Annotated in this window: 23 protein-coding genes; 12 read left to right on the forward strand and 11 right to left on the reverse strand. The window is 37.3% G+C overall.

Annotated elements, in window-relative coordinates; genetic code table 11:
- The first annotated feature begins 221 nt into the window (after window positions 1–221).
- On the forward strand, window positions 222–1,373 hold the full coding sequence (locus BTO11_RS12330; RefSeq protein WP_105052887.1) for an FIST signal transduction protein: 1,152 nt from the start codon (window positions 222–224) through the stop codon (window positions 1,371–1,373).
- A 44-nt stretch (window positions 1,374–1,417) separates the two neighbouring features.
- Window positions 1,418–3,250, forward strand: coding sequence for a putative bifunctional diguanylate cyclase/phosphodiesterase (locus BTO11_RS12335; protein WP_105052888.1), 1,833 nt, complete (start codon window positions 1,418–1,420; stop codon window positions 3,248–3,250).
- A gap of 95 nt (window positions 3,251–3,345) precedes the next feature.
- On the opposite strand, the gene BTO11_RS12340 is transcribed toward BTO11_RS12335, so the two are convergent.
- The 5 genes from BTO11_RS12340 to BTO11_RS12365 form a co-directional block, all read right to left on the reverse strand.
- A complete protein-coding gene (locus BTO11_RS12340) occupies window positions 3,346–3,660 on the reverse strand; it encodes a DUF4144 domain-containing protein (RefSeq protein WP_105052889.1) in 315 nt (104 codons plus the stop codon).
- Between the two features lie 252 nt (window positions 3,661–3,912).
- Window positions 3,913–4,812, reverse strand: coding sequence for a 3-hydroxyacyl-CoA dehydrogenase (locus BTO11_RS12345; protein WP_105052890.1), 900 nt, complete (start codon window positions 4,810–4,812; stop codon window positions 3,913–3,915).
- Between the two features lie 497 nt (window positions 4,813–5,309).
- The gene (locus BTO11_RS12355) at window positions 5,310–6,104 is read right to left on the reverse strand and encodes a hypothetical protein (protein ID WP_105052892.1); all 795 of its coding nucleotides are present in this window, start codon (window positions 6,102–6,104) and stop codon (window positions 5,310–5,312) included.
- A 206-nt stretch (window positions 6,105–6,310) separates the two neighbouring features.
- The gene (locus tag BTO11_RS12360) at window positions 6,311–6,538 is read right to left on the reverse strand and encodes a hypothetical protein (protein ID WP_105052625.1); all 228 of its coding nucleotides are present in this window, start codon (window positions 6,536–6,538) and stop codon (window positions 6,311–6,313) included.
- 242 nt (window positions 6,539–6,780) lie between these two features.
- A complete protein-coding gene (locus tag BTO11_RS12365) occupies window positions 6,781–7,218 on the reverse strand; it encodes a DUF412 family protein (protein WP_181135898.1) in 438 nt (145 codons plus the stop codon).
- Window positions 7,219–7,371: 153 nt separating this feature from the next.
- On the opposite strand from BTO11_RS12365, the gene BTO11_RS12370 reads away from it, so the two are divergent.
- The 9 genes from BTO11_RS12370 to BTO11_RS12410 all read left to right on the forward strand — a co-directional run bounded on the left by BTO11_RS12370 (window position 7,372) and on the right by BTO11_RS12410 (window position 17,013).
- Complete coding sequence (locus BTO11_RS12370; RefSeq protein ID WP_105052894.1) at window positions 7,372–8,586, forward strand: acetate kinase; 1,215 nt, start codon at window positions 7,372–7,374, stop codon at window positions 8,584–8,586.
- 1 nt (window position 8,587) lies between these two features.
- On the forward strand, window positions 8,588–10,723 hold the full coding sequence (pta, locus tag BTO11_RS12375; protein ID WP_105052895.1) for a phosphate acetyltransferase: 2,136 nt from the start codon (window positions 8,588–8,590) through the stop codon (window positions 10,721–10,723).
- Window positions 10,724–11,084: 361 nt separating this feature from the next.
- On the forward strand, window positions 11,085–11,477 hold the full coding sequence (locus BTO11_RS12380) for an ACT domain-containing protein (RefSeq protein ID WP_105052896.1): 393 nt from the start codon (window positions 11,085–11,087) through the stop codon (window positions 11,475–11,477).
- Between the two features lie 9 nt (window positions 11,478–11,486).
- Window positions 11,487–12,065, forward strand: a complete 579-nt coding sequence (locus BTO11_RS12385; RefSeq protein WP_105052897.1) for a PTS glucose transporter subunit IIA — start codon at window positions 11,487–11,489, stop codon at window positions 12,063–12,065.
- Window positions 12,066–12,069: 4 nt separating this feature from the next.
- Window positions 12,070–12,417 carry an ArsC family reductase gene (locus tag BTO11_RS12390; RefSeq protein WP_105052898.1) on the forward strand — a complete coding sequence of 116 codons (348 nt, stop codon included), beginning with the start codon at window positions 12,070–12,072 and terminating at the stop codon, window positions 12,415–12,417.
- Between the two features lie 11 nt (window positions 12,418–12,428).
- Window positions 12,429–13,565: a succinyl-diaminopimelate desuccinylase gene (dapE, locus tag BTO11_RS12395; protein WP_105052899.1), complete on the forward strand. Its 1,137-nt coding sequence runs from the start codon at window positions 12,429–12,431 to the stop codon at window positions 13,563–13,565.
- A gap of 40 nt (window positions 13,566–13,605) precedes the next feature.
- Window positions 13,606–14,304 carry a M15 family metallopeptidase gene (locus BTO11_RS12400; RefSeq protein ID WP_105052900.1) on the forward strand — a complete coding sequence of 233 codons (699 nt, stop codon included), beginning with the start codon at window positions 13,606–13,608 and terminating at the stop codon, window positions 14,302–14,304.
- Window positions 14,305–14,307: 3 nt separating this feature from the next.
- Window positions 14,308–14,517, forward strand: a complete 210-nt coding sequence (locus BTO11_RS12405) for a DUF2897 family protein (protein ID WP_105052901.1) — start codon at window positions 14,308–14,310, stop codon at window positions 14,515–14,517.
- Window positions 14,518–14,688: 171 nt separating this feature from the next.
- The gene (locus BTO11_RS12410) at window positions 14,689–17,013 is read left to right on the forward strand and encodes a methyl-accepting chemotaxis protein (protein WP_105052902.1); all 2,325 of its coding nucleotides are present in this window, start codon (window positions 14,689–14,691) and stop codon (window positions 17,011–17,013) included.
- Between the two features lie 167 nt (window positions 17,014–17,180).
- Here the strand turns inward: BTO11_RS12410 and BTO11_RS12415 are convergent, their stop codons facing one another.
- The 5 genes from BTO11_RS12415 to bioB form a co-directional block, all read right to left on the reverse strand.
- The gene (locus BTO11_RS12415; protein ID WP_105052903.1) at window positions 17,181–17,717 is read right to left on the reverse strand and encodes a YaeQ family protein; all 537 of its coding nucleotides are present in this window, start codon (window positions 17,715–17,717) and stop codon (window positions 17,181–17,183) included.
- Between the two features lie 240 nt (window positions 17,718–17,957).
- Window positions 17,958–18,698, reverse strand: a complete 741-nt coding sequence (gene bioD, locus BTO11_RS12420) for a dethiobiotin synthase (protein WP_105052904.1) — start codon at window positions 18,696–18,698, stop codon at window positions 17,958–17,960.
- A complete protein-coding gene (locus BTO11_RS12425; RefSeq protein ID WP_105052905.1) occupies window positions 18,698–19,570 on the reverse strand; it encodes a methyltransferase domain-containing protein in 873 nt (290 codons plus the stop codon). Before BTO11_RS12425 ends, bioD begins: the two co-directional genes overlap by 1 nt.
- Window positions 19,567–20,775, reverse strand: coding sequence for an aminotransferase class I/II-fold pyridoxal phosphate-dependent enzyme (locus BTO11_RS12430; protein ID WP_105052906.1), 1,209 nt, complete (start codon window positions 20,773–20,775; stop codon window positions 19,567–19,569). The genes BTO11_RS12425 and BTO11_RS12430 overlap by 4 nt, the downstream gene beginning before the upstream one ends.
- Before the next feature lie 15 nt (window positions 20,776–20,790).
- On the reverse strand, window positions 20,791–21,837 hold the full coding sequence (bioB, locus tag BTO11_RS12435) for a biotin synthase BioB (protein WP_105052907.1): 1,047 nt from the start codon (window positions 21,835–21,837) through the stop codon (window positions 20,791–20,793).
- Between the two features lie 197 nt (window positions 21,838–22,034).
- Between bioB and bioA the strand changes: the two genes are divergently transcribed.
- Complete coding sequence (bioA, locus tag BTO11_RS12440) at window positions 22,035–23,315, forward strand: adenosylmethionine--8-amino-7-oxononanoate transaminase (protein ID WP_105052908.1); 1,281 nt, start codon at window positions 22,035–22,037, stop codon at window positions 23,313–23,315.
- An 89-nt stretch (window positions 23,316–23,404) separates the two neighbouring features.
- On the opposite strand, the gene BTO11_RS12445 is transcribed toward bioA, so the two are convergent.
- Window positions 23,405–23,767: a hypothetical protein gene (locus BTO11_RS12445; RefSeq protein ID WP_105052909.1), complete on the reverse strand. Its 363-nt coding sequence runs from the start codon at window positions 23,765–23,767 to the stop codon at window positions 23,405–23,407.
- Window positions 23,768–23,813: the final 46 nt, after the last annotated feature.

Raw genomic sequence — 23,813 nt, forward strand, 5'->3', positions numbered from 1 at the left:
AAAGCCCATAGGAAACCTGACATCACAGACAAGAATAAAACCTAACTAAAAAGCTAAGTTGAAGATTTTAGATGAAAAAATATTCGTATTTACTTAATTAAAGGAATTTAATGACAAATAACTTATTAGAACTATGCTCAAACATAGAGCCACTATGTCTTTACTGTAATAAATTTGTTATATTAGCGACTTATTCAACTGGAATTTTCAATTAGTACTTAATGAGTAGTGTATTATTTACTTGGCATAACAATGGCCACTCAATCTCTGAGTTTGAATCAGGCTTAAAGCTAGCCTTATCTAGTGATGCGTCGAGTCTATTAATTCTTGCATGCCAAGATAATCAGTTTACAGCACCGCAAATCAATCCTTTACTTTCTGCCTGCCCCCTACCTATTTGCGGTGGTATTTACCCTCAGTTAATTTATAAAAATCAACTGATGGAACAAGGCTGCATTATCATAGGTTTTGAGCAAGAAGTTGACATAAGCCTTATTCGCCAGGCATCCAAACTAATCACAGATGAACAATTAGTTGAAGCCATAGAACAAACTTCACTTATGAACGCTCAAGTATCAAGCAATGGCAGTTTGCTGATGTTTTACGACTCGCTGGTTAATAACACTGAAGACTTTCTTGACTGCTTATTTGAGTGTTTAGATTATCAAACAAATATTATAGGCGGCGGAGCCGGTAATTTAGAATTTAAGCAAACACCTTGTTTATTTACCAATGACGGCTTAATTGACGACGCTATTCAAATCGTGGCTTTAAAGAGTAAAATAACCACAGCAGCAACCCATGGTTGGCAAATACTAAAAGGCCCTTTCCTTGTTTCTGAAGTAGATAAACAAACGGTCATGAGTTTAGATTACCAACCAGCATTCAGTCTTTATAAAGATGAAATTGAAAGCATTAGTAGCCTTAGGTTTGATGAGAGCAATTTCTTTGAGATTGCTAAAAATTACCCTTTAGGAATACAAGGCATTAACAATCAACTTATTGTACGAGACCCTGTTTTAACCAAAGACGGTTATCTACAATGTGTGGGAAGTATTCCGGTTAATTCTATGGTGTATTTGCTTAAAGGCAGTTCAGATTCTTTAATTGCAGCAGCCCAAGATGCGGCGATAAAAGCCACCACTAATCTTGATGCTTCTGCCGATAAAATTGATTTTTCTGCGACTATGGTATTTGATTGTATTAGCCGTGCATTATATTTGGGTGATAAGTTTAATCTAGAGCTTGATTCAATATCTAAACACACATCCGAGCAAACATTATTTGGTGTGGTGTGTTTTGGTGAAATTACAAATAGCGAAAGTGGAGCCATAAAACTACTTAACAAATCAACGGTTATGGGCTCTTGGTAACTTTAGGGATAGCTTGATAAGTAAGCTTAAGGATCAAAAACACAATGAACAACGCACTATTTATAATTTCTTTACAACATGAAATTGCCATGGCTATTGGTAACAAGTTAGATCTTAAAGACATGTTAAAAGTTTTTTTAAAGGTGTGTTTCAATCGTCTCAATTTAACCAGTGGCCATATTTATATGTATTGTGACGACAATGGCCTTCCCATCAAATTGGCGACACAGCAAAGTGCCCCTCATCAACATTTATTAAGCATACCAAAAATGAAGGATGGGCAAGCGTCCTGTGCTGACCGAGAGCTATCTTCTTTTGTAAAAGAGTTAGATGAGATACAGCAGCCACATTCATTCCAGTGTCATAACTCACAGTACTTGTTTGGCTTTATTATCCCTCAGCAAGGTTTATTGATTTTTGAAACGCATTATCCTCTAGAAGATACGATACAAAAAGCCCTTACCCCTATTTTGCAAAAGCTAGCAACAAGCTGCTATTCCTCCATTGTCCATGACTCTTTGGTTCAAGAAATACACTCAAGAGAAGTCGCTGAAAAACAAGTTATTTACCATGCACAACACGACGGATTAACCGGATTAATCAACCGCCAGCATCTAAATAATTTATTAGACCACGCCATTACCAACGCAGTTTTTGACTCACACAGTGGTAGTGTTATTTTCATAGACTTAAATAAGTTTAAACCCATTAATGACGTTATGGGCCATACCATTGGCGATCAAGTACTATTATCTTTTGCCCAAAGATTACAAAGTCTAGCGAATGAAAATATCGACGTAGCTCGTTTTGGCGGCGATGAATTTATTTTAGTTATCAAAAAGTTACCCGATGATCATCAAAGAGTAATTGAACAGACGATACAAAAAATCAATAAGCTTTTGTCCGTACCTATCATTTTCGAAAGTAACTCATACAAGTTAACGTGCTGTATTGGCTACGCCATATTTCCACAGCAAAGTAGTGACGTAACCAACATCATTAAGTTTGCTGATATAGCCATGTATGAAGCTAAAAAAGCCAATACATTACAAGGTATGCAGTATCACACCGACATGTCAGACAAGATCAATAAGCGTTTAGCTTACAGCGATGCCATGAAGCAAGGCTTAACCAATAATGAGTTTAAGTTATATTATCAGGCTCAATACAATCACAATGGCGACATAATTGGAGCCGAAGCGCTGATCCGTTGGGCACACCCTATTTTCGGAATGGAATCCCCTTCTATTTACATTCCAATTGCAGAAGAAACGGATTTAATTTTAGATATTGGCCAATGGGTGCTTGAACAAGCGTGCCGAGATATCTATCAATTAGAACAAAAACACTTACCGACTACTTTTAGAAATATCGCCATTAACATTAGTGCCAAGCAACTGATCCAACACGACTTTCAGTCACTCATATTAAAGACAATTAAAAGCCACAATATTATCCCAAGCCACCTCACCTTAGAGCTAACAGAAAGTTTATTGATTGAAAATATAGATACCTCAATTGAGCTACTGCGTAACTTAAAGGCAGAAAATATTGGCTGCGCTATTGATGATTTTGGCACAGGTTATTCATCATTAACCTACCTACAACGCATCCCAGCTAACGTGTTAAAAATAGACCGTTCATTTGTGACCAACATAGACCAAAGTAATGAAAGCATTGCGATAGCGACTATGATAATTAGCTTAGGGAAAATGCTTAATATGGAAGTATTAGCTGAAGGCGTAGAAACCTCCGCAGAACTGGAATGTTTAAAAACCTTAGGGTGTTATCACTACCAAGGTTTTTACTTCAGTAAACCAATGCCACTGCCTGAATTAATGAGTTTATTAGATGATAAAAACAGCGGTAAGTCGTAAGCTATAAGCGGTAAGTAAAAACAATAAAATATAAAATGAAAGCGAACTAAGAGTTCGCTTTTTATTAGATTTAAAAACCAGTGTCACTTTTATTTTTAACTAGCTAACGACCCAATAGCTTCAGAGACGGTTAAAAAATAGATTTTAGTAAGACAAACTGAAGCTTTATTAAATTCATGAGCACGTATTAAGTCAGTGGCTTCATCAGTAGACAACGCCCTATCTTCTTTAGTCAATTCAAGCTTCCCTGAGATAACCTCTATTAGATAACAATGACCTAATGAGTCAATAACATAATCATCGTCACTAAAAATAAGTTCGCTACATTCTGAATTCAAATTTTGTAGAGAATCTAAGTAAATAAGCTCATCATCACCATCAAGTTTCAACATGCATGGCCAAGAAATCATAACAGCTACCCCACGCTTTTAAGGTGTAAATAATAGTTGGCTAAAATAAGCAACGAAGAAGTGAAAGCCAACTGTTTTTTTGCTTGAACGCGTTGAATTTATTACGCACTTAAATAACTCCATTCAAACAACTGTCAAATTTAAGTGGATGGCCTTGTTTATAGCCAATACAGTATCGAGTGAATTTTTAACACCTACTTTTCAACTAAGAATTAACTTTCATTCTCATTCGGTTAAAACAGAAACCGTTCATTACTCTTTTAAAAAATCAGGTTTTTCATACGTTGGAGCTGGATATTTATAGAACCCTTCCCTTGTTGAAACACCTAATTTATTTTTATCTAAATAATTATCTTTTAGATATTTTACTGCTTTAATCTTTAACGGATCCTTGGTTTTATCAGCTGCCATTTTATTAATATTATAAGCTGTTGTAATCCCTACAACATCCAAAATCCCAAAAGGCCCCAAAGGCGCCCCAGTTGCTTTCATCCATGTTTTATCTATGGTTTCTACATCTGCCACTTCATTTACTAATAAATTGGTTGCTGCACTTAACAAAGGCACTAATAGAGAATTTAGAATGTAACCAGCTTGTTCTTTATATAGCGGCAAAGCCAACATTCCTATAGCTTTAGCAAAACTCACTACATCTTCAAAAACTTTTGGATCGGTAGTCGGATGCCCCATAATTTCTGCTGTATTGTGAATCCAAATAGTATTAGCAAAGTGCAGAGCTAAAAACTTAGAAGGTCTTCCAGTAACATCCGCAAATTGACTAGGTAAAAGTGTTGACGAATTAGTTACAAAAATAGTTTTCTCAGGGGCCACTTTTGTTAACTTGTGGTAAAAATCAATTTTAATTTGGGGATTTTCAGGAACTGCTTCTATTAATAAATCTGCATTTTTTACAGCTTCTGCTAAATCTGAAGAATAACTTAGTTGCTTATAAGTCTTATCCAATTGTTCTTGCGTAGCATTTAAATCTTGTTTAAATGCTTCACTCATGGCTGTAAACTTTGTCTTCGCTTTCGCTAAAACCTCATCATTTATATCATAAACAGTGACATGAAACCCATGAAATGCTGATTGAAAAGCAATTTGGTATCCTAAAACACCACTTCCAGCTACGGTAATATTTTTATAGTTCATTTTTATAGTTCACTTTTTAAGTTGAAGCCTAACAATATTCTAAGGAAAACTATCATTATAAATATTAAGGCTGTTATATAAACAATGCTTAAACCCCCAATAAATGGGGGAATTAAAATGAAAAACTATTGTTCCAATTACTGATATCAATGTCGAACCCTAATTAAGCACGCTCATTATTTTTAATTGAATGGATATTCCAATAGCCATTAATCCTCTAAATAATAACCCAAAATCCGACATAAGAAGGGAAATGACAATAGTCATAAAATAATTAAACATTAAAAGCAGGCTAACAACAAGGTATAAAATCCCACCTATAAGATACCATCCTCCGCCTTCACTTTTATTACAGATAGCATAAGCAAAACCACGTACCAATATAGGTCCGTGTGGGTTTAGTGTACTTTAAATAACTGTCAAATTAAGGTGGGTGGCCTTTTTATTTGCTAACGACCTCTACGACTGTAAGATCAATTATTGCAAACAAGCTTCATTTAAAACTGACAAGGTAGATTGTTAGTAATAGTTTCAGAGGCTATTTGGCCAAATAATGCCTGAGTAGTTTCGTCACCTTGTAATGTATCAATAAATGGTAATAAATCAGCAGATTCACCAGTAATTGTTTCATACAATACAAATGAGGTAAGTGTTGCCCCTAACGTTGAAGCATGATTTCCATCTGGACTATGAAGTTTTAAACTGGGTAATATTGATAACGTGCTATTCCACGTTAATCCTACAGGTGCAACACAACTTGATTGCTCAGTCGCCATTTCTTTATGAATATTGTGCACATATTCTGCCTCTTTTAGTTTGCCAAAAGGCGGGTGTTCTGGAAACAATATAGGTGTTGCTCCAACTGCTTTAGCACGCTGTATCCAAAGAATTGTAGCATCAGTTGGATAAAGTCTCATTTGACTTTGAGAGTACTTTTGCCCTTGCAATATAACATGAGTCCATTTTTGATTGTTAATCAACTCAGTAATATTTCCATCATTAACTATCGTATCAAGGAATTGACCTTTACGTGTTTCAATAGTTACATTTTTAGCTTCATTATTGTTTTCAAAAATTGTAGTTAGCAATGACTGAATGCCACTAACATGACTATTACCTATAATTAATATTTGGTAGGAAAGTTTATTTCTATTGTCAGGAATAGCCAAATTTTCGGAAGGATTTATCGGTTCAGAAATTGAACCAAGATTAGAGGTGTCTTCTAATCTTGAAGTGCCTCCACAAGCCGATAATAAAAATAACGTTGCCATAATAACTAAGTGCTTTCTCATAATTCCCTCAATTATATCCAGTTGCTCGAATAACCATTCGATTTCTTTTTCTTAAACACCTCGAACATTGCACAATCCTATATTTGTAAACTAACGCCCGCCTAACACGCAATGTGTTGGCGTGGCTTTTTGCGTTGTTTGCCAAAACCGTGACAACTAATCATTGTCGGAGTTCAGGGGCTTGTTATAACTCAAATACCACAAGTCTATTGTTTAAGTGATTTTTTACTTTTTGACTTCCACAGAAAATAACCAAAAAATATCCCTGTAATTGGAAATATTATTATAGAAGAAATTAGCCCATCGAAAAAGTTTCGTTCACCCGTTAAATGCATAATTAATTGAAAAACAATAGCCGTAGGAATACCCCAACCTAAAACACCTTTAAGTAAAATAAAACGAAATATATTCTGATTACTTTGATTCGTACTCATAAATCCTCCTTGAGTTATAACAATTTAATATCGACCCAATGGGCCGTTTTTCTGCCGAAAACTTTCTCATTTTCATACATAGCTTATTAGTATCAGATTATTTAACTTCTTACCAGAACAGGAATTAATAGAAATTAGATTAGCTGGTCTTAGATGATAAATGACCCAATGGGTCGTTTACATAAATATAGGGGAAAGTGTGATGGAACTGTTTTAATAAACAGTGTTTCTTACAAATAAAACTACCCCCGCTCAAATCTTACTTTCAACAGCTTAGCCAAGTCCATATACGTTAACTTCTGTGAATTCGACTTTTTAACGTCGCCCTCTTTTATTAATTTATTACTTTTTTGTAATTGTTCTTCAATTTCTTTGTACCAGCTTTTTAAGCCACTCGATAAACGAGCTTCTGCTTGTTTGCCCAGTAAGTAATAACCATGAACGGGTAACGACAAAATTAATAGTGACATCGCCAATGCGGTATTTAAACTTTCCATGCCTATATAAGACAGCTGTAACCAGGCGGTAATAAACGCAATAACGGGAGCAACCGTTAACGATAAGTCGGCAAGTTTAATGTAACCAGTTTGAGGGAATGAAAGTAAATAAGGTTCTTTTTTAGGCCATGTTTGGCTAAATTTATAACCTGCATTTAAGGTAGTAACTAAAATAACAATCACCTTTATTAACGTGTAATTAATCCAACGAATATGCCATCAGTATAACAGTAACTTAGTAGTATGCGACCAAGGGACGTTATAACAATTTCTTAAACTAAATATTTGTACTAGAATACTTACTTTAATTATGAAGTTCAAAAACTTAAGGTAACTATGAGTTCTGAAAAAAATATTCTAGTTTTAAACTGTGGTAGCTCTTCGTTGAAGTTTGCCGTTATTAATAGTACGACAGCTGAAACCGTGATCTCTGGTTTAGCCGAACGTTTAGGCTCTAATAAAGCAACAATAGCTATTAAATACAATGGTGAAAAACAAGTTGTTAAATTAACCGAAAACAACCAGCATTTAGGTGCTATAGAATATTTAGTTAGTGACTTACATACTAAAAATTTAAGTAACTCGTTAACTGCTGTTGGACACAGAGTGGTTCATGGTGGAGAAGTTTTCACATCATCTGTAATTGTTACCGAACATGTAATTAATGAAATTATAAGAACCAGTGGCCTCGCACCGTTACACAATCCAGCCAATTTAGTTGGCATTCAGGCCGCTCAAAAAAGTTTTCCAACCTTGCCACAAGTAGTTGTATTTGATACTGCATTTCATCAAACTATGCCGCAACACGCTTATATGTATGCGATAGATCGTGATTTGTACACAGGCAAAGGCTTACGCCGTTATGGCTTTCATGGCACTAGTCATTACTTTGTTAGCCAAGAAGCCGCCAAACATTTAAAACAATCGCCAGCTGAAACTTCCGTTATTACCGTTCATTTAGGTAATGGCTGTTCTATTTGTGCCATAGAAAATGGTCAAAGTGTTGATACTTCAATGGGTTTAACCCCAGCTGAAGGTTTAGTTATGGGCACTCGCAGTGGCGATGTTGACCCTGGCCTTATTATTTATTTAATGAATCAATTCAACTACAGCGGACAACAAATTGATGACTTATTAAATAAGCAAAGTGGTTTATTAGGCTTATCTAAAATGAGTAACGACTGTCGCACACTTGAAGAGGCTGTTTTTGGTGATGATAAAAAGCTGAAAGAACAAGCTAAATTAGCGTTAGATGTTTTCTGCTACCGTGTTGCTAAATATATTGCTTCATACACAGTCGCCCTTTCGCACTTAGATGCGATTGTGTTTACCGGTGGTATTGGTGAAAACTCAGATTATATTCGTGCACAAGTTATCAGCCAATTATCTATATTAAACATAAAGTTAGCCAAAGACCTAAATGAGAAAGCTCGTTTTGGTGCTTTTGGTGAAATCCAAGCGCCTGACTCGCAGTTTAAAGTTTTAGTGATCCCAACCAATGAAGAATGGGTTATCGCTCAAGACGCTGCTCGACTATCTGAGAGTAAATAATATGTCCCATAGAATTATGTTAGTCCCCGTTGGATTTGGTGTTGGTTTAACGTCAATTACCATGGGTTTAGTACGTGCCATGGAGCGCCAGGCGGTAAACGTCAACTTTTTCAAACCTATTTCACAGCCTAAACTAGGCGAAAATGGCCCTGAAAAAAGCACCGAGATTTTTCGTAACTTATCTCACCTTAATCCACCAGAGCCTTTTGACTTAACGTATGCAGAAACCTTAATTGGTGATGGTAATGTTGATGTTTTATTAGAAGAAATTGTTGGCCGCTTTGAGTCTAAAATAGACTCCAATGACGCCGTAGTCATTGAAGGTTTAGTGCCAACCAAACACCAAGCTTATGCCAACAAAATTAACCGACAAATTGCCTCGGCACTAGGTGCTGATGTTGTATTTGTTATCGCTCCAGGTGGCGAGCACATTGACTCTTTAGAAGATCAATTAGAAATTGCGGCAGACAATTACGGTGGGTTTGATAAAGAACAAGTTATAGGCTGTATTTTCAATAAAATAAATGCGCCTAAGGATATCCAGGGCAACCTGGCCAATGACTTTACCGAACAACTAGCGGACTCAGCCATTGAAGATGCCGCACATAAGTACCAGCAGATGTCTATTTTTAGACATAAGTTCAAAATGCTTGGTTGTGTTCCTTGGAACCCTGAGTTGATTGCGCCAAGGGTGCAAGACTTACAAAAGTACTTAGGTGCTAAAGTATTAAACCAAGGCGACATGGAATTCAGGCGCTTAAGAAGTATTACATTCTGTGCGCGCACCGTTGGTAATATTTTAGGCAGTGTTCAACCTGGTGTTTTATTAGTGACCCCAGGAGACCGCTCAGATGTATTGGTCGCTGCTTCTCTTGCAGCAATGAATGGGACTAAGTTAGGTGCTATTTTGTTAACGGGTGGCTTTATGCCAGAACCAACTATCTTAAACCTTTGTAAACAAGCCTTTGAAACTGGCGTCCCTGTGTTATTAACAGAAACAGCAACGTGGGAAACCTCTTTGCTATTACAAAAGTTTAATATGGAAGTCCCTACCGACGACGAACAAAGAATTGAACGCGTAAAAGAGCATATGGCAAATCATATCTCTAAAGAGTGGATCACCGACATGATCCAAAATGTAGCTAAGTCACGTAAACTGTCTCCAGCTGCATTTAGATACTTGTTAGTAGATAAAGCCAAGAAAGCTAACCGCACTATTGTTCTGCCTGAAGGTAATGAACCAAGAACCATCAAAGCAGCAGCTATTTGTGGTCAAAGAGGTATAGCCAAATGTGTATTACTTGGTGATGCAGATGAGATCAAACTGATTGCATCACAACAAGGTGTTGAGCTTAATCAAAATGTGATCATTGAGAACCCTGATAAAATTCGTAATCGTTACATTGCCCCTATGGTTGAGCTTAGAAAGCACAAAGGTTTAACTGCCGTTGTCGCTGAAGAACAATTACAAGATAACGTGGTGCTTGCTTCTATGATGCTAGCGCTAGATGAAGTTGATGGTTTAGTATCTGGTGCCGTGAGTACCACCGCGAATACTATTCGTCCGCCGTTACAGTTAATTAAAACAGCGCCGGGTTCAAACTTAGTGTCGTCTATATTCTTTATGTTATTGCCAGACCAGGTATTGGTTTACGGTGACTGTGCTATTAATCCAGACCCAAATGCAGAACAGCTTGCTGATATTGCTATTCAATCTGCTGATTCAGCTAAGTCGTTTGGTATTGAGCCTAAAGTTGCGATGATAAGTTACTCAACGGGAACCTCAGGCGTTGGTGCCGATGTTGATAAAGTAAGACAAGCGACTGAAATTGCTAAAAAACTACGTCCAGATCTTATTATTGATGGTCCATTACAATACGACGCTGCGGTTATGGAAAATGTTGCTAAGAAAAAAGCACCAAATAGCCCAGTTGCAGGTCAAGCCACAGTGTTTATATTCCCAGACTTAAACACGGGTAACACAACATATAAAGCAGTACAGCGTAGTGCTCATGTTGTTAGTATTGGTCCTATGTTACAAGGAATGAGAAAACCAGTTAATGACTTATCTCGTGGCGCATTGGTTGATGACATTGTTTACACAATTGCATTAACTGCGATCCAAGCAAAGGATTAAACTTGTATTTTTAACTGTTAAACTTACAAAAAGAGACGTTAGCGTCTCTTTTTGTTTATTAATTGCTAGTTTAACTCGCTATAACTGCGAGTTAATTGTACGACTGTTCAAAATATGACACCTTTTGATCGTTTTAAAATAACCAACAATTACAACAAGTTACAAAGTTGTGAATTGGAACCCCACAAAGTTATCCACAGATATTGTGGAAAACATTCAAGTTAATTTAAAAAGTCACCATTAACTATAAATTATAGCTATTTAACATAGATAAATTTAATAAGAGATAACTGTTTTTTTTAATTAAACATAGTATATTCAGTTAATATAGCGTTTAAGATTTTTAAAAGGATTGTTATTTATGCCAAAACAAACTTTGCAGGTATTAGCCGAATCGTTTTCTGTTCACAGTTTTGATCATGATCAATCAGTCCCTACGGCGGTATTTTCATCGCCTATTTATTTTATTAGTAAAACACCCGACGAGCTTTCCGTCGTCTGCCCTTCATATATTCAACTCGAGAGTTTAGAGCATGAAGATGATTGGGTCGCACTTGAAGTGTTGGGGCCATTAGGCTTCTCATTAACCGGAATATTATCCAATATTTCTGGCGTACTTGCGGCGGCGGATATTAGTATTTTTGTTATCTCTACTTTTGATACCGACTATATCTTAGTGAAGAAAGACGCCGTACCAACAGCAATTAAACAACTGCGTAATAATGAATATAGAGTGCTAACTGACGAGGCTTAATCATAAACTATGTTATTTCACTCCATTGTTAATTTTACCACGCCAGACTTAGCCAAAGGCATAAAGATAGGTGCGCCTGTATCAGGTAAAGTATTTAACATTGCAAAACTTGCTGGTAACCAATCATTTTATAAACGCGCTGGCGAAGGCGTGGCGATTAAAATGGAAGGTCATCAGGTGAACTCGCCAATTAGCGGTACGGTTATTGACATAACACCGAGCCATGGCAAGGTGATTATTCAAGCTAAAAACAAGTTACGTTTTTTACTGCAGTTCTCTTTTGAATATATCCAGTTCAATGGCATAGGCATCAAGCCATTGGTCACTATTGGACAAGCCGTAAATATTAACGACCCTTTATTAGTTGTTGATTTGTATAAAATGAATCAACACATGAAACCTGTTTATTTATATTTTATTTTACTCGACGTTAAAGCATTTAAGTCGATTGAAGTTTTTCATAAACATGTGCAAATAGGCTCAGATCCTGTTTTCTCATTAGTTCCTAAACCTGCAGCCCCTAAAGCTGGAACACCTAAAGCCACAACACCCAATATTTCAACAGCCAAACCTATAAAAAAGAAGTAACTTTATGATCACTATGTACGGTATAAAAAACTGCGACACGATAAAAAAAGCCAGAAAATGGTTAGACAATCAAGGGATTGAATATACTTTTCATGACTATCGTGTGGACGGCCTTGATAAACAATGGCTGATAAATACCTGTCAAAACTTAGATTGGGAATTAGTGTTAAATAAACGAGGCACCACCTTTCGTCAATTAGACAGCGCAATCAAAGACAATATTGATGAAGCAATGGCAATAGAACAGATGTTACTTTCCCCAGCTATGATAAAGCGCCCTATTTTAAGTGTTGGTAATCAATTATATATTGGTTTTAAAGACGCTCAATACGCTGAAATTTTTAACCGATAGGAAACGCTCGTATGACTAAGCTATCCAGCACACTCGAATTAGCCATAGACTTACTCAGTAAGCCGTCTGTTACTCCTGAAGATGCAGGCTGCCAACAACTTATGGCGTCACGTTTAGAAAAGTTAGGTTTTGATATCGAGTCTTTGTTTTACGTCGACACCTTAAATATGTGGGCACGTAAAGGAAAACAAGAACCCGTTTTTTGTTTTGCTGGTCACACTGACGTTGTCCCAACTGGTGACGTGAGTAAATGGACATACCCACCATTTGAGCCAACCATAGTTGACGGTATGTTATATGCTCGTGGTGCGGCCGATATGAAAGGCAGTTTAGCCGCGATGGTGGTGGCAACTGAGAATTTTGTTACTAAGCATCCAGATCACAAAGGTTCTATTGCATTTTTAATTACCAGCGATGAAGAAGGTCCGTTCATTAATGGCACAATGAAAGTGATAGATACATTAGAAAAGCGTAACGAAAAGATCACTTGGTGTTTAGTTGGTGAGCCTTCAAGTACCAATTACTGTGGTGATATAGTAAAAAATGGTCGTAGGGGTTCGTTAACTGGTGATTTAAAAGTAAATGGCGTTCAAGGTCATGTAGCCTACCCTCATTTAGCTGATAACCCAGTGCATAATGTTGCTCATGCGTTATTTGAATTAACTGAGATTAAGTGGGATGAAGGCAACGATTATTTCCCACCAACGAGTTTTCAAGTTTCTAATATAAATGGCGGAACTGGTGCAGGAAATGTGATCCCTGGTGAATTAGATATTATGTTTAATTTCCGTTATTCCACAGAAGTTACCGCGGCTCAACTTGTTGAAACCGTTGAAACCTTGTTTAACAAACACCAATTAAATTACCAACTCGACTGGACCTATAACGGCTTACCGTTTTTAACTGATACTGGTACATTTATAGACGCTGTCAGTAGCGCGATAAAAGACGTGACTGGCAAAGAGCCTGTACTTTCAACATCTGGTGGCACATCCGACGGACGTTTTATTGCACCAACGGGTGCACAAGTTATTGAATTAGGTCCATGTAACGCCACTATTCATAAAATTAATGAGTCTGTGGGTGTACAAGAACTTGATGACTTAACTCTCATGTATGAAAAAATCCTAGAACGTACTTTATTATAAATAACGGTTATAACTAGATTGGAATAATTACGGAACTTAAATGCTATTTGAATCAAATAAAAACCAAACACTAGGCACCACTGACGAGCACATTGTCGATATAGGCCAAGGTACGTTTGTTAACGTAAAAATGGCAGATGCGTTTTTGTTATTACAACAAGAAGGGAAACAAGCTGGTTTTGATATTTGCATTGCCTCTGGGTTTAGAAATTTTGAACGCCAGTTGGCAATATGGAATGCTAAGTTTAATAACCTTAGACCGGTATTAGATAGACAACAGCAAACCATTGATATGACAAAGTTAACTGACTGGGAAAAAGTACAAGCGATTTTAACTTACTCAGCCTTACCTGGTACAAGCCGTCACCATTGGGGCACAGACATCGACATTTACGACAAAAATGCAGTGCCAGCCGATTACCAATTGCAATTAGTACCAAGTGAATATACTCAAGGCCCTTTTGTTCAGCTATCAAAATGGATAATAGACAACAGCCATAAGTTTGGATTTTATTTACCTTATCAGAGTGATAATGCTGGCGTTGCACCTGAGCCATGGCATTTGTCTTACCAACCGCTTTCATCACAATATCAAGATGCTCTTCAGCAAAACCCTCAGTGGTTAATTGATTGTTTAGGCGCATCAGACATCGGCGGTAAACAAGCCATAATAGACAATATAGAGCAGATACTGTCTCATTATGTATTTAATATAACGCCAGCAGATAGGATGATTTAAGCTATGAGCATATTTGTTATTGTCATTATTGTATTCGTTTTAGGTTTTGTCATTGCCAATATTATATTACTGAAACAAACCGCAAAATTTCCCATGGAAAAAACAAAGACGGCAAATGATGAAATAAGTCATGAGCCAATAAATAAAGATTTGATAAATAAAGAGAATGTCAAAGCCAATCAGGCTTTGGATCACAGCACAAAAGATGACTAGCATTTAACCTTAATGAAGATTTATTACTCAAGTTAAGATAGTTTTCGCCGCTAATAACCTATATATTAAAAGTTAAAACAGTATCTGGCATAAACAACAATAACAGCCTGAACTGCAAGTTTTTAACAAAGTTAAAAACATTTAAAGACTTTAAACAGCGGGGTATTTTAAGTGGCGCTTCACTTTACAGTAAAACAACGGTTATTAGCTTTATCTATTGGCTTGTCTCTCATTCCATTATCTTTAGGTGTTTGGTTTACCGGAGAAACCTCTTTAAGCCTAATCCAACAATCCCTCAATACCTCTAACCAAAATTTATTGGTATCGATTAGAGAAAATAAAAAACAGCAGATCACTAATTACTTAGAAAATATGCAAGGTCAGATATCGACCTACGCTGGTAATGAAATGATCATTGCAGCTGTGGATGAATTCTCATATTCATTTGAAGATTACCTTAGTGAATATAAAGCCCCTAATGATGATCTCAGCAAATTTTATAATACCGACTTCAAACAAAAATTTAAAAGCATCAACAAGACTGACTTAGATGTATCCAGTTTAATTCCAAGTACTGACAGCACCGCTTACAGCCTACAAACATCTTATATTGCTCATAACGCTCATCCTATTGGCAGTAAAGATGCCCTAGAACTTGGTCAAGACAGCACAATGTACAGTAAAGTACATCAAACCTATCATGGCAGTATCCGTAAATATTTACAGGAGTTTGGGTTTTACGATATTTTTATTGTCAGTAAAGAGACTGGCGATGTCATTTATTCAGTTTATAAAGAAATTGATTTTGCCACCAACTTAAACAATGGTGTTTTTGCTCAAAGCGGTTTAGGTAAAGCATTCCAAGGCGCAAAAGACTTGGCTGAAGGTGAAATTTATACAACGAGTTTTTCTGCTTATCAGCCTTCGTATAATGCCCAAGCTACCTTTATGGCCAGCCCTATTTACGACCAAGGTCAAAACTTAGGCGTCTTAATATTTCAACTTCCCGTTGACCGCATTACTAATATCATGACCAATGATAAGCAATGGAAGTCCGTTGGTCTTGGTAATACCGGCGAGACGTATCTTGTTGGTGAAGACAAAACACTACGCAGCGAAAGCCGTTTATTGCTAGAGCAGCCAGAGCAATATTTTGAAATGCTAAAACGCACGGAGCAAACGGCACAAATTGATTTAATTGAAAAGCTTGGCAGCTCAGTGGGTATTCAAAATGTGACATCGCAAGGAGTAGAGTCAGCACTTAATAAACAAACTGGCTTTGCTAAATACATAGGTTATAAAAACACGCCTGTGTTATCGGCTTATACCTATATTGATTCTGGCGGCGAAACCTGGGCGTTAATTGCGGAAATAGAAGACGAAGAAGCCTTTTCTACTTTTGATAATTTAAAGGCTGAACTCTCTTATATGTCAGTTATTACTGTGATCTTATTTTTAATCGTCGGCAGTGTTTTAGGTTACTTAGTGGCAAGAAGTATTAGTGAACACCTTAATGAGTTATCTGACATTATGAATGATATCGCCAAAGGTGATGGCGACTTAACCGCAAAAATTGAATACGACGGCATCAATGAATTTGGTGATATATCCCGAGCATTTAACGAGATCATCAGTAAATTTCACAGCATTATTTACGATATTAGAAACACATCGAAGCAAATTTTGGTTGAGTCCGACGTAGTGTTAAACGTTGCGAAACAAAGCCAAGGTATTATTTTATCGCAAACCGATGCAACCAGAAATACAGTCGCAGCGTTAGAACAGTTTGAAGCATCCATTGCCACTGTGTCACAGATAAGTGATAACTGTCAGGCGATAAGTTTAGAGGTGGTTAAAGAGTGTGAAACCAGTAGTACTAATGCCGCCCTCGCCTCTGAAGATATTCAACTGTTAATGACAACATTACAGGAAACATCTCAAGTTGTTAATGAATTGAACAATGAAGTAAAAGAGATCACTTCGGTACTCGACTTGATCACTTCAATTGCCGACCAAACTAACTTACTTGCATTAAATGCAGCAATAGAAGCAGCAAGAGCCGGTGAGCATGGCCGAGGATTTAGCGTAGTCGCTGACGAAGTTAGAAATCTAGCGTCTAGAACGCAAGAGTCTACCGTTGAAATTCAGAAGAAATTAGAGATACTCGACAAAACTACAAATGGTGCATTAGCCAGCATGGATAATGCCACTAACATTGCCAGTAAAGGCAGTACACGAGTATTAGATTTAAAAGAGACCATTGATGGCTTAACCGATAGGATTCATCAAATGGAGCAGTTGATTGTCTCTGTGGCCACGGCAACGGATGAACAAACCCAAACGATTGGCGAGATAAATAAAAATATGTCGTTAATAGATCATCAATCAAAAGATGTTGCACAAAAAGCGGTAGAGAATGAGCAAGCATCGAACAAATTAACCGATGTATCAAAAAGCATTAACACTCAAGTTTCTCAATTTAAGTTAAACGATTAACTTTGTTAAATGAGTGAGTGCTAAAGAAGCTAGACTGAATTGTTATTTACACAATCCAGTCTGGCTTTTACTTATTCCCCAGTTCCATAATAAATAGCAATCAACGCTAGTCATCAAGAACCGCCATCAATAACAGCTAAACTTTCGAGGAATAAGAACTAAAACGGCTACGCCACTAAGGTTGAGCTAACTTCAATATTATGATTATTAATATTCAACCACATTTGACCGTCTTGAATGGTTACTTGGATTTGCATGTTACGTTCAGTTAAGCCAGATAATTCACCAGCAAGCTCTGCAGGTAATGTCACTACAGATAAATTTGAACGTTGAGATAATTTGTTACCCTCTTTGCTCCACCATTGATTAAAACTGTTGTCTGCGTAAGAATAAATCATCATTTTTTGTGACTGGTTACAGCCCTTTTTAATGCGTTGCTCTGACGGTTGTCCTAGCTCAATCCACAACTCAATAACATCTGAATAATCTTTTTGCCATAAATCAGGCTCTTCGTCGTCACTCAACCCTTTACTAAAGGTTAAAAATTCGTGGGCATTTTGGATGAATGCAACAATGCGTAACATCATTCTTTCGTCAGTTTCCGACGGGTGTCTGGCGACCGTTAAATTATGATCTTGGTAATAATTTCTATCCATATCAGATATGGAAATTTCGGCTTTAAATATTGTCGCTTTTTGCGCCATTGGATCTCTTCTTTTATAAATTCATTAATACATTTAGTCTAAACCTAGGATTATGTAGGTTTAGAAAATGGTATTGGGTGTCGTTTAATTGGATCTGGTTAAATGGATCTGGTTAAATAGATCTGGTTAAATGATAAATAATATCAATTGAGCTTATGATAACACTCTAGCCTGCAACATAATAACGGCAAAACATGTATTTATGATGTCAAAGCCAATTAACCTTTGGGGGGAATACGACTAACTAGCAGCCATGATCGTTTGGTTTTTATAAACTTTACTGATCAAAGGAGCGTTTAACTTCTGTTGTAAAAATGCCATATTTTCATCCGCGATGGCATTACTGCCATCAATAAAATTGGCAATCCAACCTATGAGTTCACAACCACTTTGTTCAATAGCGTGTGCAGTTAATAAAGCATGATTTAAACAACCTAATTTTATACCAACCACTAAAACCACAGGTAACTTTTGCAGGGCAACCCAGTCACTCAATAATTCAGTGTCATTAAGTGGTAAATACCACCCACCCGCACCTTCAATAACCTGTACATCGCCTAATGTTTCAACGTCTGAAAATGCCTTATTTAATCGCTCAAAACCCAGCACTTTATTTTCTGATTTTGCAGCGATATGAGGCGCAATCGGCTGTTGAAAAACGATTGGATTGATTTGTTCCAAACTATAACGCCCTTGCACTGCACTCCATAAAGAAACCGCATCTTCATTAGCTTTGACTATAAAGTGACCACAAGTCCGATTGCATTTATGACCGAGGGTCGAATTTAATTTGGATCCTTTTACAGCTAAATCAATATGATCCTTTACTCCAGCAGAAATAGGCTTAAATGGAAACACATCGAGTCCGCTTTTCAGCAAGGTTTTTACCATTAAACTTGCGCAGTAAGTTTTACCAACTTCCGTATCTGTGCCAGTAATAAATACTTTTTTATGTTGGGTAAACAACTCGGTAATATTCATTATTTTTTTAGCTTTAAATACATAACTTGATACGTGGCTGGAATAGCTTGTTTTTGGTCATTATGAAAAGCACAGTGATAAGCTGCTTCCATTTTTTGCCAGGTACTTTTTGTCATTAAGCCTTTATTTTTCCTGTTTTGCACAAAGTTAGCCCCCAAAAATTTAAGTTCTTTGGCCAACATTTTCGCATCACTAAACCAAAATTGTTCCGTTTGCTTATCCAAACTGACTTTGCTCCAAGGCAAAGCCGCAACCACAGAAGTTATTTGCTCTATAGTCAGGTACTCATGAATGTGCTTATCCGAGTCGACATTGCGCCATGCATACTCTAGTTCAAATAAAGTGCCATCAACTAAAGTGGCTATAACTGCCCTACCATTTGGTTTTAATGCGTTGTGCACTTGATGCAAGACCTGGTTTAAGTCACACCACTGCACCATTAAACTGGAATAAAATACATCAACACTGGCGGGTAAAAATGGTAATGCATGGGAATTGGCTTGTACTTTATTTTGAGCCGACACATTCGCTTGTAACATGTCATTAGCCAAGTCTAATGCAATAACTTTGTTAAAACGTTGACTAAGTTGCTGAGTAAATAAACCAGGACCGCAACCCAAATCGACACAGGTTAAATTGTGCTGTGAGATTGAGAATAAGTTTGAATTATCCGCTCTTTGGTTTATCACAGCTTCTTTAGCAAAGCACAAAGGCAAACTTTCTATAAGCTTAGTAAATAACGTTTGCCCAACTTTATGCTGTAACTGCGCACCTTGTTCATAGGTTTGGGCTGAATCTGAGAAATGTTTTTGAATTTGTTGAAACGCGATTGGTTGCAAACAAGGTTGTTTCAAGTCAACTAATACACTCATGCTGACACCTGTTGAATAAGCTGGTCTAATTGTTGTTTTGAATGTGCCGCTGAAATAGTAATACGCAATCTAGCTTGTTGTTTTGCTACCGTTGGATAACGCATAGCCGACGCCCACACACCATTAGCTTTTAATTGCTCAGACAATTGCACGGCTTTTGTTTCATCACCAATGATTATCGGCTGAATTGGCGAGTTACTATTGGCTAAGGTAAATTTGCACTGGCTCATGTGAGTTTTAAAATACTCGATATTTTCAGCCAATTTTTCTCTACGCCAATCATCCGCTTGAATGTTTTTTATATTGACGATGGCCGCGGCACTTTGCAATGGAGATAAATGGGTAGAGTAAATATAATCACGGCTGAAGTTAGTTAGATATTCTATGGTTTGTTTTGTAGCGATAACCGCAGCACCTTGAGCGCCGATGGCTTTACCAAAAGTGATCACTAAAATGTCGCAGTCGGTTAGTGCCATTTTTTGTGCCGATAAACTGCCCGCGCCATTTTGGCCATGAATACCAATTCCATGAGCGTCATCCAACATCAACCAAGCGTTATTGGCTTTGCTTATTTGAGTTAACTGCAGCAAGTCTGGCTGGTCGCCATCCATGCTAAATACACCTTCGGTCACCACAAGTTTATTCTGTATATCACGGGCGCTTTTGTCGTGAGCACTTTTAGCTAAAATGGAAGCTAAACTGGTTAAGTCGTTATGCATAAATCGTAGCTGACGGCAGTGACCTAATGCTTGACTATTTCTGCCAACATCCATTAATGACGCGTGATTAAACTTATCTTGCACCAGTAATGCGTCTTTGTTTTTGTCATTAAACAAAGCACTTATTACGCCCGTATTGGCGCTGTAACCTGAACCAAATAATAAACAATCATACGTTTGTGGAGCTCCGACCCAGTCCAGTAAAAGCTGCTCTAATTCTTGATGGATTTTATGACGCCCAACCACTAATGGACTTGCCATAGCGCCAGCAGTTAAATGTTTATCTTTATATTTCTCAGTAGCGAGAAGCGTTTCAGCTGTGTTGTCAGACGCGATACCAAGGTAATCGTTACTAGCAAAGTTAATATATTGTTTATTATCTACGGTTAAATATGCCGCCGATATTTCATCGGCAACAATACGGCGGCGTAACAAACCTAAATTATCTCGCTGCGCTAGCTTGTCTTTAATTATTGAATCAAACATAAGTAATGTTCTATTTTATGCTGGATAAAACAGTTCTTTTTCTTTAGGTTTTGCCTGTTCGCTAATTTTTTCAAGAAGCGCCGCTTCTTTGGTTTCGTCAGAATAGTCACGGCCTTTTTCGGAATTAATACCTAACTTCTTAAATAATTTTTGGTCAAAGTGTTCATCAGGGTTCCCTGTTGTTAATAACTTACAACCGTAAAATATTGAATTTGCACCCGCCAAAAAACACATGGCCTGCATTTGTTCATTCATGCCTTCACGCCCTGCCGACAAACGTACGTGTGATTTAGGCATCATAATACGAGCAATAGCGATGGTACGTATAAACTCAAAAGACTCTAAATCTTCAACATTATCAAGCGGCGTACCTTCAACTTTAACTAACATGTTAATTGGAACACTTTCAGGATGACGCGGTAAATTTGCTAGGGCAATTAGCAGCCCAGAGCGGTCTTTGGCACTTTCGCCTAAGCCAACAATACCACCAGAACATACGTTCATGCCTGCATCACGCACGTTTTGTAACGTCACAAGACGGTCTTCATAAGTACGGGTTGTGATAATGTCACCATAATATTCAGGTGAGGTATCTAAGTTGTGATTGTAATAATCCAAGCCCGCTTCATTAAGTGCCAGTGCTTGTTCTTTGCTTAACATGCCAAGGGTCATGCAGGTTTCTAACCCTAACTTTCTAACGCCTTTGATCATTTCAATTACATAAGGCATATCTCTGTCTTTTGGATTACGCCATGCAGCGCCCATGCAAAAACGAGTCGAGCCTATCTCTTTGGCTTCTTTGGCTCTGGTCAGTACTTTTTCAACTTCCATCAGTCGTTCTTTTTCAAGGCCTGTAGAGTAACGAGCACTTTGTGGACAATATTTACAATCTTCAGGACAAGCCCCTGTTTTTATTGATAACAAGGTACTGACTTGTACTTGGTTTGGATCAAAATGCTCTCTGTGTATCACTTGAGCTTTAAACATTAAGTCGTTAAATGGCATAGCAAATAGTTCGCTTACTTGCTCTAACGTCCAATTATTTCTGATTTCTGTATTCATATTTATTCCAACAATGTCCGACGATGTGAGGTAACTAGGCTAAAAAGTTTTAAAAGACCATGTATCTAAAAACTATATATTTAAAAGCTAAGTATTTAAAAACAAGTATTGAGCCTGTGACATTTTTTGGCTAGTCTAGCGGCCGACAAACAATTGTCAATTTACAAATAACAACATAGTTTACATTGGATTAATTTATGAACAAATCTATTGACGTTAAATTTGATGAACAACATATTTGGCACCCATACACGTCAATGCAATCCCCCTTGCCTTCTTACCCTGTAAAAAGTGCAGATGGAGTCCGTATCACATTAGAAAATGGTACTGAGTTAATTGATGGGATGTCTTCTTGGTGGTCCGTTATACATGGTTATAACCACCCAGTTATCAATCAGGCTATAACTGAACAGTTAAGTAAAATGAGCCATGTTATGTTTGGCGGTTTAACTCATCGCCCTGCAATAGATTTGTGTAAAAAACTGGTTGAGTTAACACCGAAAGGACTTGAGAAAGTATTTTTAGCTGACAGCGGTTCTGTCAGTGTTGAAGTGGCGCTCAAAATGGCGATCCAATGCCAATTGGGCCGAGGTTATAAAAATAGAAATAAATTTGTCACCATAAAACATGGTTACCATGGCGATACTTTTGGGGCTATGGCGGTATGCGACCCAGTTAATTCTATGCATTCCTTGTACTCAGACATCCTACCGAAAAACTATTTTATCGACGCCCCCAAAAGTAAACCCAATGGTACTTTTAACTTAGCAGAATTAGATGAATTAAAAGCCTTATTACAAAACAGCAATGAGCATATTGCGGCGTTAATCCTTGAGCCTGTGGTGCAAGGCGCTGGCGGTATGCGTTTCTATCATCCAGATTTTATCAGTGGAGCAAAAGCCATCTGTGAGCAATATAATATTTTGTTAATTGCCGATGAAATTGCTACCGGCTTTGGCCGTACAGGTAAAATGTTCGCTTGCGAACATGCTAAAATAACACCAGATATATTGTGTTTAGGTAAAGCAATAACCGGTGGTTACATGACTTTGGCGGCCACACTCTGTACTGATAAAGTTGCTTTGGATATTAGTCAATGTGAAGCGGGCGTATTAATGCATGGGCCTACGTTTATGGCTAATCCCCTTGCTTGCGCTGCTGCTAACGCCAGTTTAAGTTTATTAATGACTGGAGAATGGTTTGAGCAAGTAAAACAAATTGAACTAGGATTACGTGATGGATTACAAGCTTGTTTAGAACTTGAAACAGTAGCGGATGTACGTGTTTTGGGGGCAATTGGTGTGGTAGAAATGAAGAAAGCTGTGAATGTTGCAGAGATTCAAAAACTATTTATGCAATATGGTTTATGGATAAGACCGTTTGGTAAGTTAGTCTATGTTATGCCGCAATACGTGATCTCGAAACAAGACTTAACTAGCTTAACTTCTGGCATTGTTAATACGTTAAAAGCACTGTAAATGCTTTTAACGTACTGTAAACATCTTCTTTTACTCTTATCTTTAGTTAGTTACTTCTAATGAAAAGAGGCGAGATTTAGTTAAGCAATTTAAGACGCGGTTACAAAGGTAAAAAATACCAAACTCATCACAAATAACATATACATGTTGTATCTTTGTCTGTCTGTGCGTCGTTTTAATCTAAACTGATTTAACACTATTGTTAACAGTGATAATGACAAACAAAAATATAAGGTTATTTCCAACCAACCTTTCAAATCTACTAGCCAATCGGTTCTCACATTGACTTGTTCGTTTACCATTTGATAAACAAAATACTCAACTTCTGGTCTCGCATAATGAAAAATAACCAGCGCAATTAAAAAAACTACCCAAGAAAATATATTAAACAGATTAATAGCAACGCTGACCCAATCTGAATTACCGCGTCGCTGTTCTTTACCGTACCACATGAAATAAACCTCTGTATTTCGTTTTCAACCCTTTCATATTGAACAT

It is taken from the genome of Psychrosphaera saromensis (assembly GCF_002954545.1).
Lineage (GTDB): Bacteria > Pseudomonadota > Gammaproteobacteria > Enterobacterales > Alteromonadaceae > Psychrosphaera > Psychrosphaera saromensis.

Bases quoted from the DNA above. Each gene is read 5' to 3' on its own strand.
- BTO11_RS12330 (WP_105052887.1), top strand. From the start codon at position 222: ATGAGTAGTGTATTATTTACTTGGCATAACAATGGCCACTCAATCTCT.
- BTO11_RS12335 (WP_105052888.1), top strand. From the start codon at position 1,418: ATGAACAACGCACTATTTATAATTTCTTTACAACATGAAATTGCCATG.
- BTO11_RS12340 (WP_105052889.1), bottom strand. From the start codon at position 3,660: ATGATTTCTTGGCCATGCATGTTGAAACTTGATGGTGATGATGAGCTT.
- BTO11_RS12345 (WP_105052890.1), bottom strand. From the start codon at position 4,812: ATGAACTATAAAAATATTACCGTAGCTGGAAGTGGTGTTTTAGGATAC.
- BTO11_RS12355 (WP_105052892.1), bottom strand. From the start codon at position 6,104: ATGAGAAAGCACTTAGTTATTATGGCAACGTTATTTTTATTATCGGCT.
- BTO11_RS12360 (WP_105052625.1), bottom strand. From the start codon at position 6,538: ATGAGTACGAATCAAAGTAATCAGAATATATTTCGTTTTATTTTACTT.
- BTO11_RS12370 (WP_105052894.1), top strand. From the start codon at position 7,372: ATGAGTTCTGAAAAAAATATTCTAGTTTTAAACTGTGGTAGCTCTTCG.
- pta (WP_105052895.1), top strand. From the start codon at position 8,588: ATGTCCCATAGAATTATGTTAGTCCCCGTTGGATTTGGTGTTGGTTTA.
- BTO11_RS12380 (WP_105052896.1), top strand. From the start codon at position 11,085: ATGCCAAAACAAACTTTGCAGGTATTAGCCGAATCGTTTTCTGTTCAC.
- BTO11_RS12385 (WP_105052897.1), top strand. From the start codon at position 11,487: ATGTTATTTCACTCCATTGTTAATTTTACCACGCCAGACTTAGCCAAA.
- BTO11_RS12390 (WP_105052898.1), top strand. From the start codon at position 12,070: ATGATCACTATGTACGGTATAAAAAACTGCGACACGATAAAAAAAGCC.
- dapE (WP_105052899.1), top strand. From the start codon at position 12,429: ATGACTAAGCTATCCAGCACACTCGAATTAGCCATAGACTTACTCAGT.
- BTO11_RS12400 (WP_105052900.1), top strand. From the start codon at position 13,606: ATGCTATTTGAATCAAATAAAAACCAAACACTAGGCACCACTGACGAG.
- BTO11_RS12405 (WP_105052901.1), top strand. From the start codon at position 14,308: ATGAGCATATTTGTTATTGTCATTATTGTATTCGTTTTAGGTTTTGTC.
- BTO11_RS12415 (WP_105052903.1), bottom strand. From the start codon at position 17,717: ATGGCGCAAAAAGCGACAATATTTAAAGCCGAAATTTCCATATCTGAT.
- bioD (WP_105052904.1), bottom strand. From the start codon at position 18,698: ATGAATATTACCGAGTTGTTTACCCAACATAAAAAAGTATTTATTACT.
- BTO11_RS12425 (WP_105052905.1), bottom strand. From the start codon at position 19,570: ATGAGTGTATTAGTTGACTTGAAACAACCTTGTTTGCAACCAATCGCG.
- BTO11_RS12430 (WP_105052906.1), bottom strand. From the start codon at position 20,775: ATGTTTGATTCAATAATTAAAGACAAGCTAGCGCAGCGAGATAATTTA.
- bioB (WP_105052907.1), bottom strand. From the start codon at position 21,837: ATGAATACAGAAATCAGAAATAATTGGACGTTAGAGCAAGTAAGCGAA.
- bioA (WP_105052908.1), top strand. From the start codon at position 22,035: ATGAACAAATCTATTGACGTTAAATTTGATGAACAACATATTTGGCAC.
- BTO11_RS12445 (WP_105052909.1), bottom strand. From the start codon at position 23,767: ATGTGGTACGGTAAAGAACAGCGACGCGGTAATTCAGATTGGGTCAGC.